The sequence below is a fragment of the Shewanella kaireitica genome (assembly GCF_023284045.1).
Lineage (GTDB): Bacteria > Pseudomonadota > Gammaproteobacteria > Enterobacterales > Shewanellaceae > Shewanella > Shewanella kaireitica.
On record NZ_JAKIKQ010000030.1, the window covers coordinates 1 to 15919 of the forward strand.

General features: G+C 45.0%; 12 protein-coding genes. All 12 read right to left on the minus strand.

Features of this window, described 5'->3' with window-relative positions; genetic code table 11:
• Positions 1-243: GTP-binding protein (locus L2730_RS21510; protein WP_248976460.1), on the minus strand; the 243-nt coding region annotated here is incomplete at its 3' end.
• An 85-nt stretch (positions 244-328) separates the two neighbouring features.
• Positions 329-2425: an elongation factor G gene (gene fusA / locus L2730_RS21515; RefSeq protein ID WP_248976461.1), complete on the minus strand. Its 2097-nt coding sequence runs from the start codon at positions 2423-2425 to the stop codon at positions 329-331.
• Positions 2426-2500: 75 nt separating this feature from the next.
• Positions 2501-2971 (minus strand): 30S ribosomal protein S7, encoded by a 471-nt coding sequence (gene rpsG / locus L2730_RS21520; protein ID WP_020912134.1) that lies wholly within the window; start codon positions 2969-2971, stop codon positions 2501-2503.
• A gap of 81 nt (positions 2972-3052) precedes the next feature.
• Positions 3053-3427 carry a 30S ribosomal protein S12 gene (rpsL, locus tag L2730_RS21525; protein WP_012327264.1) on the minus strand — a complete coding sequence of 125 codons (375 nt, stop codon included), beginning with the start codon at positions 3425-3427 and terminating at the stop codon, positions 3053-3055.
• 189 nt (positions 3428-3616) lie between these two features.
• On the minus strand, positions 3617-7831 hold the full coding sequence (gene rpoC, locus L2730_RS21530) for a DNA-directed RNA polymerase subunit beta' (protein WP_248976462.1): 4215 nt from the start codon (positions 7829-7831) through the stop codon (positions 3617-3619).
• Between the two features lie 84 nt (positions 7832-7915).
• Positions 7916-11947 (minus strand): DNA-directed RNA polymerase subunit beta, encoded by a 4032-nt coding sequence (rpoB, locus tag L2730_RS21535; protein WP_248976463.1) that lies wholly within the window; start codon positions 11945-11947, stop codon positions 7916-7918.
• Positions 11948-12187: 240 nt separating this feature from the next.
• The gene (gene rplL / locus L2730_RS21540) at positions 12188-12553 is read right to left on the minus strand and encodes a 50S ribosomal protein L7/L12 (RefSeq protein WP_220739638.1); all 366 of its coding nucleotides are present in this window, start codon (positions 12551-12553) and stop codon (positions 12188-12190) included.
• Positions 12554-12609: 56 nt separating this feature from the next.
• Complete coding sequence (rplJ, locus tag L2730_RS21545) at positions 12610-13107, minus strand: 50S ribosomal protein L10 (RefSeq protein ID WP_020912130.1); 498 nt, start codon at positions 13105-13107, stop codon at positions 12610-12612.
• 270 nt (positions 13108-13377) lie between these two features.
• On the minus strand, positions 13378-14079 hold the full coding sequence (rplA, locus tag L2730_RS21550) for a 50S ribosomal protein L1 (RefSeq protein WP_248976464.1): 702 nt from the start codon (positions 14077-14079) through the stop codon (positions 13378-13380).
• Positions 14080-14083: 4 nt separating this feature from the next.
• Entirely contained in the window at positions 14084-14512 is a 429-nt protein-coding gene (rplK, locus tag L2730_RS21555; protein WP_020912128.1) for a 50S ribosomal protein L11, read from the minus strand.
• A 126-nt stretch (positions 14513-14638) separates the two neighbouring features.
• Positions 14639-15190 carry a transcription termination/antitermination protein NusG gene (nusG, locus tag L2730_RS21560; protein WP_020912127.1) on the minus strand — a complete coding sequence of 184 codons (552 nt, stop codon included), beginning with the start codon at positions 15188-15190 and terminating at the stop codon, positions 14639-14641.
• A gap of 9 nt (positions 15191-15199) precedes the next feature.
• The gene (secE, locus tag L2730_RS21565; RefSeq protein ID WP_020912126.1) at positions 15200-15571 is read right to left on the minus strand and encodes a preprotein translocase subunit SecE; all 372 of its coding nucleotides are present in this window, start codon (positions 15569-15571) and stop codon (positions 15200-15202) included.
• Positions 15572-15919: the final 348 nt, after the last annotated feature.

Consider the following 15919-nt stretch of genomic DNA (forward strand, 5'->3'; position numbering starts at 1 on the left):
ATCTACGTGTGCGTAGTGACGTGATGGAGTGTCATATTCGATGTGAGAAGTATTAATTGTAATACCACGCTCGCGCTCTTCTGGAGCGTTATCGATTTGTGCGAAATCTTTTACTTCACCACCGTATGTTTTAGTCAAAACAGCAGAGATAGCAGCAGTTAGTGTTGTTTTACCATGGTCAACGTGTCCAATGGTACCAACGTTAACATGCGGTTTACTACGTTCAAATTTTTCTTTAGCCACGATATATTCCTTTCTTTTCAGAAAATGCTCGGCGTTATTTACCGAGCAATAGCAATTAATTATATCAATAAAAGAGTGAGACTGTTTAGCCTCGAGCTTCCATTATTGCTTTAGTAACATTTTGCGGTGCATCGGAGTACTTCAAAAACTCCATAGAGTATGAAGCACGACCCTGAGTCGCAGAGCGCAAATCGGTTGCATAACCGAACATTTCAGATAATGGTACTGTTGCATGCACAAGTTTAACACCTGCGATACCATCGTCCATGCCTTCAATAAGGCCGCGACGACGGTTTAAGTCTCCAACCACATCACCCATATAGTCTTCAGGTGTTGTAACTTCAACTTTCATGCAAGGTTCAAGCAAGGCAGGGTCTGCTTCTAGAGCACCCTTTTTAAAGCCCATTGAACCGGCGACTTTAAAGGCCATTTCGTTAGAGTCCACATCATGATATGAACCATCGAACAGAGTAACCTTTACGTCTAGAACGGGGAAGCCGGCTAAAACGCCACTCTTCATCTGTTCTTGAATACCTTTATCTACTGCTGGGATGTATTCCTTAGGAACCGCACCACCAACAATTTCGCTGACAAATTCGTAACCAAAGCCCTCTTCTTGAGGTTCCAGTTTCAACCAAACATGACCGAATTGACCTCGACCACCTGATTGTCGTACAAATTTGCCTTCAACTTCCACGCTTGCGCGGATAGTCTCACGATATGCAACTTGAGGTTTACCTACATTACAGTCAACACCGAATTCGCGACGCATACGGTCTACGATGATATCTAAGTGTAGCTCACCCATACCAGAGATCAGTGTTTGACCCGATTCTTCATCAGTTTCAACACGGAACGATGGATCTTCAGCAGCTAACTTTTGTAGCGCGATCCCCATCTTATCTTGGTCTGCCTTGGTTCTTGGCTCAACGGCAATAGTAATTACAGGCTCTGGAAACTCCATACGCTCTAGAATTACTTTATGATCGCTATCGCATAATGTATCGCCAGTAGTCACGTCTTTAAGACCAATAGCGGCAGCGATATCGCCAGCTCGCACTTCTTTGATCTCTTGACGGTCATTAGCGTGCATCTGCACCATACGACCAATACGCTCACGTTTTTGCTTAACAGAGTTATAAACGCCAGCACCCGTTTCCAATACGCCTGAATAAACACGCATAAAGGTTAAGGTACCCACGAATGGGTCTGTAGCAATCTTAAATGCCAATGCTGCGAAAGGAGCGTTATCGTCCGCTGGACGGTCGGTCTCTTTCTCATTCTCGTCAACGCCCCTGATAGCAGGAACTTCAACTGGCGATGGTAGAAAATCTACCACAGCATCGAGAACCGCTTGTACACCTTTGTTCTTAAAAGCAGAACCACAAGTTGCCAAAACGATTTCGTTATTTAAGGTACGTTTACGAAGTGCTTCTTTGATCTCAACTTCTGAAAGCTCACCTTCTTCAAGGTATTTTTCCATCAGTTCGTCTGAAGCTTCCGCTGCACTTTCCACCAAGTATTCGCGCATTTCTGCAGCTTTATCGGCTAGGTCAGCTGGAATATCTTCATAGGTGAAAGTCATTCCCTGATCTTCTTCAGACCAGTTAATTGCTTTCATCTTAATCAAATCAACAACACCTTTGAACTCTTCTTCTGCACCGATATTCATTTGAATCGGTACACAAGTCGCTCCAAGACGGTTACGGATCTGTTCGACTACGCTATCAAAGTCTGCGCCTGCACGGTCCATCTTATTGACGAAAACCATACGAGGAACATGATACTTATCAGCCTGACGCCAAACAGTCTCAGATTGGGGTTCTACCCCTGATGAACCACAGAAAACAACAACCGCCCCATCCAGTACTCGTAGAGAACGTTCAACTTCAATAGTGAAGTCTACGTGACCAGGAGTATCAATGATGTTAATACGGTGCTCAGTAAACTGTGCTTCCATTCCGCGCCAGAAAGTAGTCGTTGCGGCTGAAGTGATGGTAATCCCACGCTCCTGCTCTTGCTCCATCCAATCCATAGTGGCTGCGCCATCATGAACCTCACCGATCTTATGAGACATACCGGTGTAGAATAGAACACGTTCAGTTGTGGTGGTTTTGCCAGCATCAACATGAGCGACAATACCGATATTACGATAACGCTCAATTGGGGTTGTACGAGCCACGATTTATACCCTCTTAGCTAAAACCTGAGTGTTAGCAATGCAAGTAAGGCGCAGGCAAAAGCCTGCGCCAAGATATTACCAGCGGTAATGAGCAAACGCTTTGTTTGCTTCTGCCATGCGATGCACGTCTTCGCGCTTCTTAACAGCAGTACCTTTGTTTTCTGATGCGTCTAGCATTTCACCGGCTAGACGTAACGCCATAGATTTTTCACCACGCTTACGTGCAGCTTCAACCAACCAGCGCATCGCTAGTGCGTTACGACGCACTGGACGAACTTCACATGGTACCTGGTAAGTAGAACCACCAACACGACGAGATTTAACCTCGACTGATGGACGTACATTGTCCAGGGCTGCTTCAAGGATTACTAAATGATCTTCGCCTTTCTTTTCAGACGCAGTATCTAGTGCCTTGTAAATAATTTTTTCTGCAGTCGACTTTTTGCCGTCCTGCATAATGACGTTGATGAACTTAGCCAGCAACTCACTGTTGAACTTTGGATCTGGTAGGATTTTACGTTGTCCTACAACGCGACGTCTTGGCATAACAATTTCTCCGTATGCTTCAGGGACCCCAAAACTGGAATCTCAATATATCTCTAGCTTGGCCTTACTTAACGGAAAACGTTAAGACTTAGGACGCTTAGCACCGTACTTTGAACGACCTTGACGACGTTCGCTTACGCCAGCACAATCTAAAGCGCCACGTACAGTGTGGTAACGCACACCCGGTAAGTCTTTAACACGACCGCCACGGATTAGAATTACGCTGTGTTCCTGCAAGTTGTGGCCTTCACCGCCGATGTACGAAGTCACTTCGAAACCGTTAGTAAGACGCACACGAGCTACTTTACGTAGTGCAGAGTTAGGTTTTTTTGGTGTGGTTGTGTATACGCGAGTACAAACACCACGTTTTTGTGGACACGCATTCAACGCAGGCACATTAGTCTTGTCGACTTTTGGCGCGCGAGGCTTACGTACCAACTGGTTTACAGTTGCCATGTATAGCTCCGAATCAGTTGATTTAATCAACAGTAAGGTGTGAAAAATCTATATCCCACAGGTGTGGGACGCGAAATTTTAGAAGTGTATGGCGTGAGTGTCAAGAAATAGACAACTTTTAACCGATTTAAAGTAAAAAAAAGGCGCCAAAGGCGCCTTTTTTACAATCTATTTACTTTTCAGACTGAATTAATCAGAACTTCCAGCAAGATTTAGTAGATCAGCAAGGTTCTGCTCAGCTTCGCTCGCGCTAATTGCTGGTGCTTCTTCAGCAGCTGGTTTAACAGCAGCTTCGGCACGCTTCTGGTGGTAAGAGTAACCTGTACCAGCAGGGATCAAACGACCCACAATTACGTTTTCTTTCAGACCGCGTAACTTATCGCTCTTACCGCCAACAGCTGCTTCAGTAAGAACACGAGTGGTCTCCTGGAACGATGCTGCAGAGATGAACGATTCAGTCGCAAGAGACGCCTTGGTAATACCAAGAAGTTCACGCTCGAATGTCGCTGGCTGCTTACCTTGTGCTTCAAGTTCGCGGTTAGCGATCTTCACACGTGATACTTCAGCTTGCTCACCCGCTAGGAATTCACTGTCACCAGCGTTAGCGATCTCACACTTACGCAGCATCTGGCGAATAATCACCTCAATGTGCTTATCGTTGATCTTCACGCCCTGTAGACGGTAAACATCCTGTACTTCATTCACGATGTAGTTAGCCACATTGTGGATACCACGTAGTCGTAGAATGTCGTGCGCTGCTTCTGGACCATCAGCAATAACTTCACCGCGTTCAACTTTTTCACCTTCGAACACGTTAAGGTTACGCCACTTAGGAATCATCTCTTCGTAATGATCGCCGCCTTCAGCAGGAGTAATCACTAGACGACGCTTACCTTTGGTTTCTTTACCGAACGAGATAGTTCCCGATACTTCAGCAAGAATAGCAGGCTCTTTTGGCTTACGCGCTTCGAACAAGTCAGCAACGCGTGGCAGACCACCGGTAATATCGCGAGTCTTTGAAGATTCTTGAGGAATACGTGCTAATGCATCACCAACGTTAATTGGTGCGTTATCGTCAAGGTTCACAATCGCGTTGCCTGGCAAGAAGTATTGCGCTGGTACTTCAGTACCAGGAATCATCAAGTCACCGCCATCAGCAGCAACAAGACGGATCATAGGACGCATCTCTTTACCCGCAGTTGGACGTTGTGCAACATCTAATACTACGATAGATGAAAGACCCGTTAGTTCGTCTGTTTGACGTGTCATAGTGACACCTTCAATCATATCTACGAACTTAGTACTACCCGCCACTTCTGTGATAATCGGGTGAGTATGTGGATCCCAGTTAGCGATAATCTCGCCAGCGGCTACAGGTGCGTCTTCTAGTTTTTCTAGAACCGTACCGTAAGGAACTTTGTAACGCTCTTTTTCACGACCTAACTCATCGATGATGGCTAGTTCAGATGAACGAGAAACGATAACCAGTTTACCTTCGCTGTTGGTTACATGCTTAGCATTGTGCAGCTTAAGAGTACCCGCGTTCTTAACTTGAACGTTGTTCTCAGCTGACGCTCGAGATGCCGCACCACCAATGTGGAATGTACGCATCGTAAGCTGTGTACCTGGCTCACCAATAGACTGAGCAGCTACAACACCAATCGCTTCACCTTGGTTGATGATATGACCACGAGCCAAATCACGACCATAACAGGCGGCACACACACCGAAGTCTGTATCACAGCTAATTACTGAGCGAACAATCATCTCATCGATAGAGTTATCTTCTACCGTGTCACACCATGCTTCATCAAGCAGAGTGTTACGTGGGATAAGCACTTCTTCAGTACCAGGCTTGAATACGTCTTGTGCAACCACACGACCAAGAACACGTTCACGTAACGGCTCAACAACATCACCACCTTCAATCAGCGGTTTCATTGTTAGACCTTCAAACGTGCCACAGTCTTCTTCGATCACAACTAAATCTTGTGCAACGTCTACTAGACGACGAGTCAGGTAACCGGAGTTAGCTGTCTTCAATGCCGTATCCGCAAGACCTTTACGCGCACCGTGAGTAGAAATAAAGTACTGAGATACGTTTAGACCTTCACGGAAGTTAGCGGTAATTGGCGTTTCGATGATTGAGCCATCTGGCTTAGCCATCAGACCACGCATACCCGCTAGCTGACGAATCTGTGCCGCACTACCACGAGCGCCCGAATCGGCCATCATGTAGATACTGTTGAATGATTCTTGCTTCTCTTCTTCTCCATCACGGTTAATGACAGTTTCTGAAGACAAGTTGTCCATCATCGCTTTAGACACTTTTTCGTTGGCGCTTGCCCAGATATCGATGACCTTGTTGTAACGCTCACCAGCTGTTACTAGACCTGACTGGAACTGCTCTTGAATTTCAAGAACTTCCGCTTCAGCATCAGCAACTAGCGTGTATTTCTCATCTGGAATAACCATGTCGTTGATACCAACAGAGGCACCTGACACAGTTGCAAAATGGAAACCGGTATACATCAATTGGTCAGCAAAGATAACGGTATCTTTAAGACCTAGTTGACGGTAACAAGTGTTCAATAGCTTAGAGATCTGCTTCTTACCCATGTTCTGGTTAACCAGATCAAACGATAAGCCTTTTGGCAGAATCAATGACAATAAAGCACGACCGACAGTAGTATCTACGATACGACGAGTCTTAACTTTTTCGCCTGCGTCGTCAGTCTTGGTTTCGGTAATACGAACCTTAACGCGAGCATGCAATTCGGCAGCACCAGTACGGTAAGCTTTTTCGGCTTCCGCGACTGATTCAAATGCCATGCCTTCACCCTTACCGTTAACGCGCTCACGGCTCGTGTAGTAAAGACCCAATACAACGTCCTGAGATGGTGTAATCACCGGCTCGCCGTTTGCTGGCGAAAGGATGTTGTTGGTAGACATCATAAGTGAACGTGCTTCTAGCTGAGCTTCCAGCGTTAGCGGCACGTGAACAGCCATTTGGTCACCATCGAAGTCGGCGTTGTATGCCGCACAAACCAATGGATGAAGCTGGATAGCTTTACCTTCGATCAGTACTGGCTCAAATGCCTGAATACCTAGTCTGTGCAGTGTTGGTGCACGGTTAAGCATCACTGGGTGTTCACGAATAACATCGTCTAGAACATCCCATACTTCTGGAACTTCGCGCTCAACCATCTTCTTAGCAGCTTTAATAGTTGTCGCTAAACCACGACCTTCTAGCTTGCCATAGATGAACGGCTTAAATAGCTCAAGTGCCATCTTCTTAGGAAGACCACACTGATGTAAGCGAAGCGTTGGACCTACGGTAATAACCGAACGACCAGAGTAATCAACACGCTTACCTAGCAAGTTCTGACGGAAACGACCTTGCTTACCTTTGATCATATCGGCCAAAGATTTAAGCGGACGCTTGTTAGAACCCGTAATAGCACGACCACGACGACCGTTATCCAATAGCGCATCGACAGATTCTTGCAACATACGCTTTTCGTTACGTACGATGATATCTGGAGCAGCTAGGTCTAACAGACGCTTTAGACGGTTGTTACGGTTGATTACACGACGGTAAAGGTCGTTCAAATCAGACGTAGCAAAACGTCCGCCATCTAGTGGTACTAGAGGACGTAGATCAGGTGGCAGAACCGGCAGCACTTTAAGGATCATCCACTCAGGCTTGTTACCTGACTGGAAGAATGCCTCAATAAGCTTAAGACGCTTAGTGATCTTCTTACGACGAGTCTCAGAATTGATTGATGGCAATTCTTCGCGCATCATTTCAATTTCTTTCTCAAGCTCGATAGCACGTAGCAATTCTAGAACTGCTTCAGCACCCATCTTAGCTTCGAATTCATCACCGTACTCTTCCAATGCATCCAGATAGTTTTCTTCTGTCAGCATTTGACCGCGTTCAAGACTGGTCATGCCAGGCTCGATTACCACGAAAGATTCGAAGTAAAGAACACGTTCGATATCACGAAGAGTCATATCTAGCATCAAGCCGATACGAGACGGTAGTGACTTCAAGAACCAGATATGTGCTACTGGGCTTGCAAGATCAATGTGACCCATACGCTCACGACGTACTTTAGTCTGTGTAACTTCAACGCCACACTTTTCACAGATCACACCACGGTGTTTAAGACGCTTATACTTACCGCATAAACATTCGTAATCTTTTACTGGACCAAAAATACGCGCACAGAACAGACCTTCACGTTCAGGTTTGAATGTACGGTAGTTAATGGTTTCTGGCTTCTTAACTTCACCAAAAGACCAAGAGCGGATCAAGTCTGGCGACGCTAGGCCAATCTTGATACCTTCAAATTCTTCAGTCTTGCTTTGCTGTTTCAGAAACTTTAATAAGTCTTTCACGTTTCTCTCCTGAAGGAGTTAAACCGGGTGCCCTGCACAATGCAGAGCACCAATTTCTTTGCCAATAGAGGCAGTAACCAAGTGTTACTTTTGATCCAACTCGATATTAATACCGAGTGAACGGATCTCTTTCAACAATACGTTGAAAGATTCAGGCATACCTGGTTGCATCTGATGGTTACCGTCGACGATGTTCTTATACATCTGAGTACGACCGTTCACATCATCCGACTTAACGGTTAGCATTTCCTGAAGGGTATATGCTGCACCGTAAGCTTCAAGTGCCCATACTTCCATCTCACCGAAACGCTGACCACCGAACTGTGCTTTACCACCCAATGGTTGCTGAGTAACAAGACTGTACGAACCGGTAGAACGGGCGTGCATCTTATCGTCAACCAAGTGGTTAAGCTTGAGCATGTACATGTAACCAACGGTTACTTGACGCTCAAATTCATTACCAGTACGACCATCACACAGCGTTAGCTGTCCTGAAGTCGGTAGACCTGCAAGAGCAAGCATCTGCTTGATCTCTTTCTCTTTGGCACCATCAAACGCAGGTGTAGCTGTTGGTACACCGCCTTTAAGGTTTTTAGCAAGACGCAGGACTTCATCATCAGTAAATGAATCGATATCGACGCGCTGTTGCACTTCGTCACCTAATTCATAAACTTCTTTGATGTAGCCGCGAAGTTCTGCCAATTCGCGCTGCTCTTCAAGCATCTCAGTAATACGATTACCGATACCCTTAGCTGCAGCACCCATATGAACTTCAAGTACCTGACCGATGTTCATACGTGACGGTACACCTAGTGGGTTCAATACGATATCCACTGGATTACCTTTTTCATCGTAAGGCATGTCTTCAACAGGACAAATCTTAGAGATTACACCCTTGTTACCATGACGACCCGCCATCTTATCACCAGGCTGGATAGTACGTTTAACTGCAAGGTAAACCTTAACAATCTTCAGTACGCCAGGTGCTAAATCATCACCTTGAGTGATCTTACGACGCTTAACTTCGAACTTCTTATCGAAATCGGCTTTTAGCTCTTCCGCTTGCTCAGCTAATTGCTCTAGCTCAGTTTGCTTCGCTTCATCATCGATGGTTTGAACCAACAACTGTGAACGTGGAATAGCATCAAGTTGGGCTTCATCGAAACCAGCACCCAGTAATAGGTTGCGAGCACGACCAAGAACACCATCTTCAAGAATTTGGAACTCTTCAGTCAAATCCTTCTTCGCCTGAGCGATATGCATCTCTTCGATTTCAACAGCACGCTTATCTTTATCAACGCCGTCACGAGTAAATACTTGTACGTCGATGATAGTACCTTTAACAGAGTTTGGTACACGTAGTGAGCTATCTTTAACGTCAGATGCTTTTTCGCCGAAGATTGCACGGAGAAGTTTTTCCTCTGGAGTAAGCTGAGTTTCACCCTTAGGTGTCACTTTACCTACTAGGATGTCGCCACCCTTAACTTCTGCACCAATATAAACGATACCTGATTCATCCAGCTTAGAAAGCGCAGACTCACCAACGTTTGGAATATCAGCAGTGATCTCTTCGCTACCCAACTTAGTATCACGAGCGATACAAGAAAGCTCCTGAATGTGGATAGTCGTGAAGCGGTCTTCCTGAGCTACACGCTCAGAGATAAGGATTGAATCCTCAAAGTTGTAACCGTTCCAAGGCATGAACGCGATACGCATGTTCTGACCAAGAGCCAAATCACCTAAATCGGTAGATGGGCCATCGGCTAGTACGTCACCACGGACAACTGGATCGCCAACACTACAACAAGGACGTTGGTTAATACATGTGTTCTGGTTAGAACGTGTGTATTTAGTCAAGTTGTAAATATCGATACCAGCTTCGCCTGGAGTCAACTCAGCTTCGTCAACTTTTACTACGATTCGGCTTGCGTCAACATAGTCAACGTAACCACCACGCTTCGCAGCAACAACAACACCAGAGTCAACAGCAAGAGTACGCTCAATACCAGTACCAACTAGTGGCTTATCAGCCCTAAGTGTAGGTACGGCTTGACGTTGCATGTTTGCACCCATCAATGCACGGTTAGCATCATCGTGTTCTAGGAACGGAATTAGCGATGCCGCTACAGAAATAATCTGTTGTGGCGAAACGTCCATGTATTGGATGTCTGCTGCGCCCATAAAGGTAGAATCACCTTTATGACGACAAGCAATAAGCTCATCCATCATGCGGTTGTTTTCGTCTAACTCAACGATAGCCTGTGCAATAACATAACGACCTTCTTCGATTGCTGAAAGGTAATCGACCTCATCAGTAACCACACCATCAATAACCTTACGGTAAGGTGTTTCAAGGAAACCATAGTTGTTAGTACGAGCAAAGGTTGACAACGAGTTGATCAAACCAATGTTTGGACCTTCAGGAGTTTCGATTGGACATAGACGACCGTAGTGCGTCGGGTGTACATCTCGAACCTCAAAACCAGCACGTTCACGAGTCAAACCACCTGGGCCAAGCGCAGAAATACGACGCTTATGCGTCACTTCTGATAGCGGGTTGTTTTGATCCATGAATTGCGAAAGCTGTGAAGAGCCAAAGAATTCTTTAACTGCAGCAGAAATTGGCTTAGCGTTGATCAAGTCCTGAGGCATTAGCTCATTCAGATCACCTAGGCTTAAACGCTCACGTACGGCACGTTCTACACGAACTAGACCAACACGGAACTGGTTTTCAGCCATTTCACCAACACTACGGATACGACGGTTACCAAGGTGATCGATATCATCAACTTCGTCCAAACCATTACGGATGGCGATGATGTTCTTCATCACGGCAACGATATCTTCTTTAGAAAGGATACCCGTACCTTCGTCGTCATCAATACTTAGACGACGGTTGAACTTCATACGACCAACTTTAGATAGATCGTAGCGTTCTTCGCTGAAGAAAAGGTTATTAAATAACGCTTCTGCAGCATCTTTGGTTGGTGGCTCGCCTGGACGCATCATACGGTAGATTTCAACAAGCGCTTCTAAGCGGTTAGTTGTAGAATCAATACGTAGAGTGTCAGAAATGTAAGCGCCGTTATCAAGTTCGTTGATATACAGAGTGCTTACTTCTTTGATGCCAGCCAATGAAAGCTTCGCGAGATCTTCTAGGCCGATTTCTGCGTTAGCAGAAACCAATACTTCACCGGTATCTGGATCAATGTAATCTTGACCAGAAATCTTGCCTGCAATGTACTCAACTGGTACTTCAAGCTCAGTGGTATTCGTCTTTTCAAGCTGACGAATATGACGCGCAGTGATACGACGTCCTTTCTCAACAAGAACAGTGCCATCAATATCCTTAATATCGTAACTTGCAGTTTCGCCACGTAGACGATCAGCAACTAGATCCATGACTAATGAATCTTGCTTGATCTTAAAGTTTACGCGATCGAAGAACAGGTCAAGAATATCTTGAGTCGAATAATCTAATGCGCGAAGAATGATCGATGCTGCCAGCTTACGACGGCGGTCAATACGAACAAACAATGCATCTTTAGGATCGAATTCAAAGTCTAACCAAGAACCACGGTAAGGAATAATACGTGCGTTATACAGCACCTTACCTGAAGAGTGGGTTTTACCACGGTCATGATCGAAGAATACGCCCGGGCTACGGTGTAGCTGAGATACGATAACACGCTCAGTACCATTAATTACAAAGGTACCGTTGTCAGTCATAAGAGGGATATCCCCCATATAAACTTCTTGTTCTTTAATGTCTTTTACAGTGCCAGGTGCAGCTTCACGGTCATAAAGAACCATACGCAGCTTAACGCGTAGTGGTGCAGAATATGTAATACCGCGGATTTGACACTCTTTCACATCAAAAACTGGCTCGCCTAGTTTGTAGCTGACATATTGCAGCTCCGAATTACCAGAAAAGCTCTTGATGGGAAAAACGCTACGGAAAGCGGCTTCAAAACCACGCTCACCTGTAGGATCTTGATCGGTGAACTTCTTAAAAGAGTCCAACTGGATTGACAATAGGTAAGGGATATCCAGAACTTTCTGGCGTTTACCGAAGTCTTTGCGAATACGCTTCTTTTCAGAATAGGAGTAAACCATGGGTTTCCTCTGATTGCGAGATGTGACCAAGACTGAAACAATCATCATGATTGAAACAGCGCGTTTGCCCATCACCGTTGATAGCAAGAACCCAACCAGTAATCTCTGTTAGGAACTGCGAAATCTGGCGACAAACGGTGAAAAAAAAATCGCCTACGCTTACAGCGCAAAAAAGGCCGACGGTTAAAAAACCGCCAGCCTCCGCCCGATTACTCGGGTGGTAGTAAGTTAAAGTATAACTTACTTGATCTCTACTGCAGCACCAGCTGCTTCAAGGTCAGTTTTTAGAGCTTCAGCTTCTTCTTTAGTGATAGCTTCTTTAACTGCTACTGGAGCAGATTCAGCCATACCTTTAGCTTCTTTCAGGCCAAGACCTGTAGCAGCGCGAAGTGCTTTAATAGTTGCAACTTTGTTGTCGCCGTGTGAAGTAAGAATTACGTCGAATTCTGTTTGCTCTTCAGCAGCGCCAGCGTCACCGCCACCTGAAACAACTGCAGCTGCAGCAGATACGCCGAACTTCTCTTCCATTGCTTCGATTAGTTCAACAACTTCCATTACAGACATTTCTGCAAGGGCTTCTAAGATTTGGTCTTTAGTGATAGACATAACAAAAAATTCCTAATTGTACTGAATTCAATTTAATTAAGCGGCTAATAAAATTATTAAGCAGCTTCTTTCTGATCGCGTAGAGCGGCCAATGTACGAACCAACTTGCCAGCAGATGCTTCTTTTAGAGTCATCATGAACTGAGCTAGTGCTTCTTCGTATGTTGGTAGTTTTGCTAAACGATCAATGTTATCTGCAGGGATTAATTCCCCTTCAAAGGCTGCTGCTTTGATTTCAAACTTCTCTTGTTCCTTCGCGAAATCTTTAAGAAGACGCGCGGCTGCACCTGGGTGCTCGTTAGAGAATGCAATCAAAGTAGGACCAGTGAACGTATCTGCTAGGCACTCAAAATCAGTACCAGCGACAGCGCGTTTTACTAGTGTGTTACGTACAACTTTTACGTATACACCAGCTTCACGAGCTGCTTTACGAAGACCGGTCATATCACCTACAGTTACACCGCGTGAATCGGCAACAACTGCAGATAAAGCACCTTTGGCAGCTTCGTTGACTTCAGCAACAATCGCTTTTTTGTCTTCGAGTCCTAATGCCATTGGCTTTACTCCTGGATTCTATCTAGGGAAAACTCCCTAGCAATTACCATGCTAAACATCTAATGATATTTAGCGACTTACGGCGCGAAAAGATCCAGCAGAATAAAATCTATCTGGGGTCCGACACCGTCTACGTAGGAAATTAAGATGATTACTTGAACCAACACCTACGGTCTTGGACGGAGGCCAGTCTTTAACCTAAAAGGTTAAATCATAGCCTCAACCCTACAAAGTGCGCGCATTATAGACTAATGCGCGAGCTTTGTAAATTTACTTAGCGTCTTCCAGAGTACTCTGGTCAACCGCAACACCTGCACCCATAGTGGTAGAGATGCTTACTTTCTTAAGGAAAACACCTTTAGCAGCTGCTGGCTTGGCTTTTTTAAGAGCAGCAAGTAGAGCTTCTAAGTTTTCTTTAAGTTGAGCTGTTTCAAAATCCACTTTACCGATAGTAGTGTGGATAATGCCGTTCTTGTCGTTACGGTAACGAACTTGACCAGCTTTAGCGTTCTTAACTGCTTCAGCAACGTTTGGCGTTACAGTACCAGTTTTTGGGTTAGGCATTAGACCACGTGGGCCTAAGATTTGACCTAACTGACCAACAACGCGCATTGCATCTGGAGATGCGATAACTACGTCAAAGTTCATTTCGCCAGCTTTAACTTGTGCAGCAAGCTCGTCCATACCGACTAGCTCAGCACCAGCTGCAGTAGCAGCTTCAGCGTTAGCGCCTTGAGTGAACACAGCTACACGTACTTCACGACCAGTACCGTGTGGTAGCACAGTTGCGCCACGAACGTTTTGGTCTGATTTACGTGGATCAACACCAAGGTTTACAGCAACGTCAACACTTTCAACGAACTTAGCAGTTGCTAGTTCTTTTAATAGTGCTACAGCTTCATTGATGTCGTAGTTCTTAGTCACTTCAACTTTTTCGCGGATCAAACGAGCGCGTTTAGTTAGCTTTGCCATTATATTAGTCCTCTACTACCAAACCCATTGAACGCGCAGTACCTTCAATAGAGCGCATCATAGCGTCCATATCAGCACCAGTCATATCAGCGGCTTTAGTCTCAGCAATTTCCTGGACAGCGCTACGCTTGATAGTTCCCACTTTGTCAGTGTTAGGACGGCCAGAACCAGACTTCAGACCAGCTGCTTTAAGCAGTAGGAAAGATGCAGGTGGCGTCTTAGTCTCAAAAGTGAAAGAGCGATCAGTGTAAACAGTGATAACTACAGGAATTGGCATACCTTTGTCGAACTTTTCAGTACGAGCGTTGAATGCTTTACAGAATTCCATGATGTTAACACCTTTCTGACCCAATGCAGGGCCAACTGGTGGCGACGGGTTTGCAGCACCGGCTGCTACTTGTAGTTTGATGTAACCATCAACTTTCTTTGCCATGAGACATTTCCTCAAGTTTGGGTTCAAACGCCATCAACACTATGCTGAAAAGCTCCCCGAAAAATATGGGTGCGAATTATATATAAATTCGCACCCATTTCCAATTAGTATTTGCGCTTTATTTAATCAGCTTTTTTCAATCTGACTAAAATCAAGTTCTACTGGCGTTGAGCGGCCGAAGATCATCACAGAAACCTTAACGCGGTTCTTCTCATAATCAACTTCTTCAACAGTACCGTTGAAGTCAGCGAAAGGTCCGTCAGTAACACGAACAACTTCACCAGCTTCAAACATAACGCGATGCGTTGGAGACTCAGTAGTGTCTTGAAGACGCTGAAGAATTGCATCAGCTTCTTTATCTGAAATAGGGGCTGGACGATCTGATGTACCACCAATGAAACCCATCACACGAGGGATGCTTTTCACTAAGTGCCAGCTCTCGTCATTCATTTCCATCTGCACTAATACATAGCCAGGGAAGAATTTGCGTTCGCTCTTACGACGTTGGCCCGCACGCATTTCAACCACTTCCTCAGTAGGTACTAAAACCTCACCGAAGTAATCTTCCATGCTGTGCATTTTGATATGTTCATTCAAAGATTTACAAACGCGGCCTTCATAGCCTGAAAACGCTTGTACTACATACCATCTTTTTTTAGCTTCAGTTGCTTCAGTCATTCGAGATGCCTATACGCCTGTAATAAAATTAACAATTCTAAGCAATACTGCGTCTAAACCCCATAGGATTAACCCTAAAACGGCTGTAGCAGCTAATACAATAAAAGTTGTATTTAGTGCTTCTTGACGCGTAGGCCATACCACTTTACGAACTTCAATCTGTGCTTCACGAGCAAACGTTAATGCTTGCTTGCCTTTTTCTGTTTGCGACGCAATAAGACCAGCAATAGCAAAGGCGATTACAACACCAAAAGCGCGCGCAACAACACTTGCTTCAGCGAAATAATGATTGCCAATAATAGCAGCAGCCAAGAAGATTACGACTAGGCCCCACTTTACGATATCCAGAGAGTTACCCTGGCTTTCAGTATTTGTTGTCATCGGTTAATTCCGTTACTCACTACGTTCTGAGATTATACATGCTACAAAATAGCACTTTGCTCAGTAAAAAAATCAGCCAGACTCAAGTCTAAACTGACGACTGCTCAACACACTCACTAAAAAGTATATCCAGCGAGTCAAAAATCGGCCATAGATTGTATTCTTATTCCGCGTATATGGCAAGAATACAAAGCTAAGCTTAGTGAACAAAATCAGTATTAGCTTTCGATTAAAATCAAAAAAGGCAGCCTAAGCTGCCTTTTTCAGTATTGCGGTAAGATTAGTCGCTATTAAGCAACGATCTCTGCAACAACACCAGCACCAACTGTACGTCCACCTTCACGGATT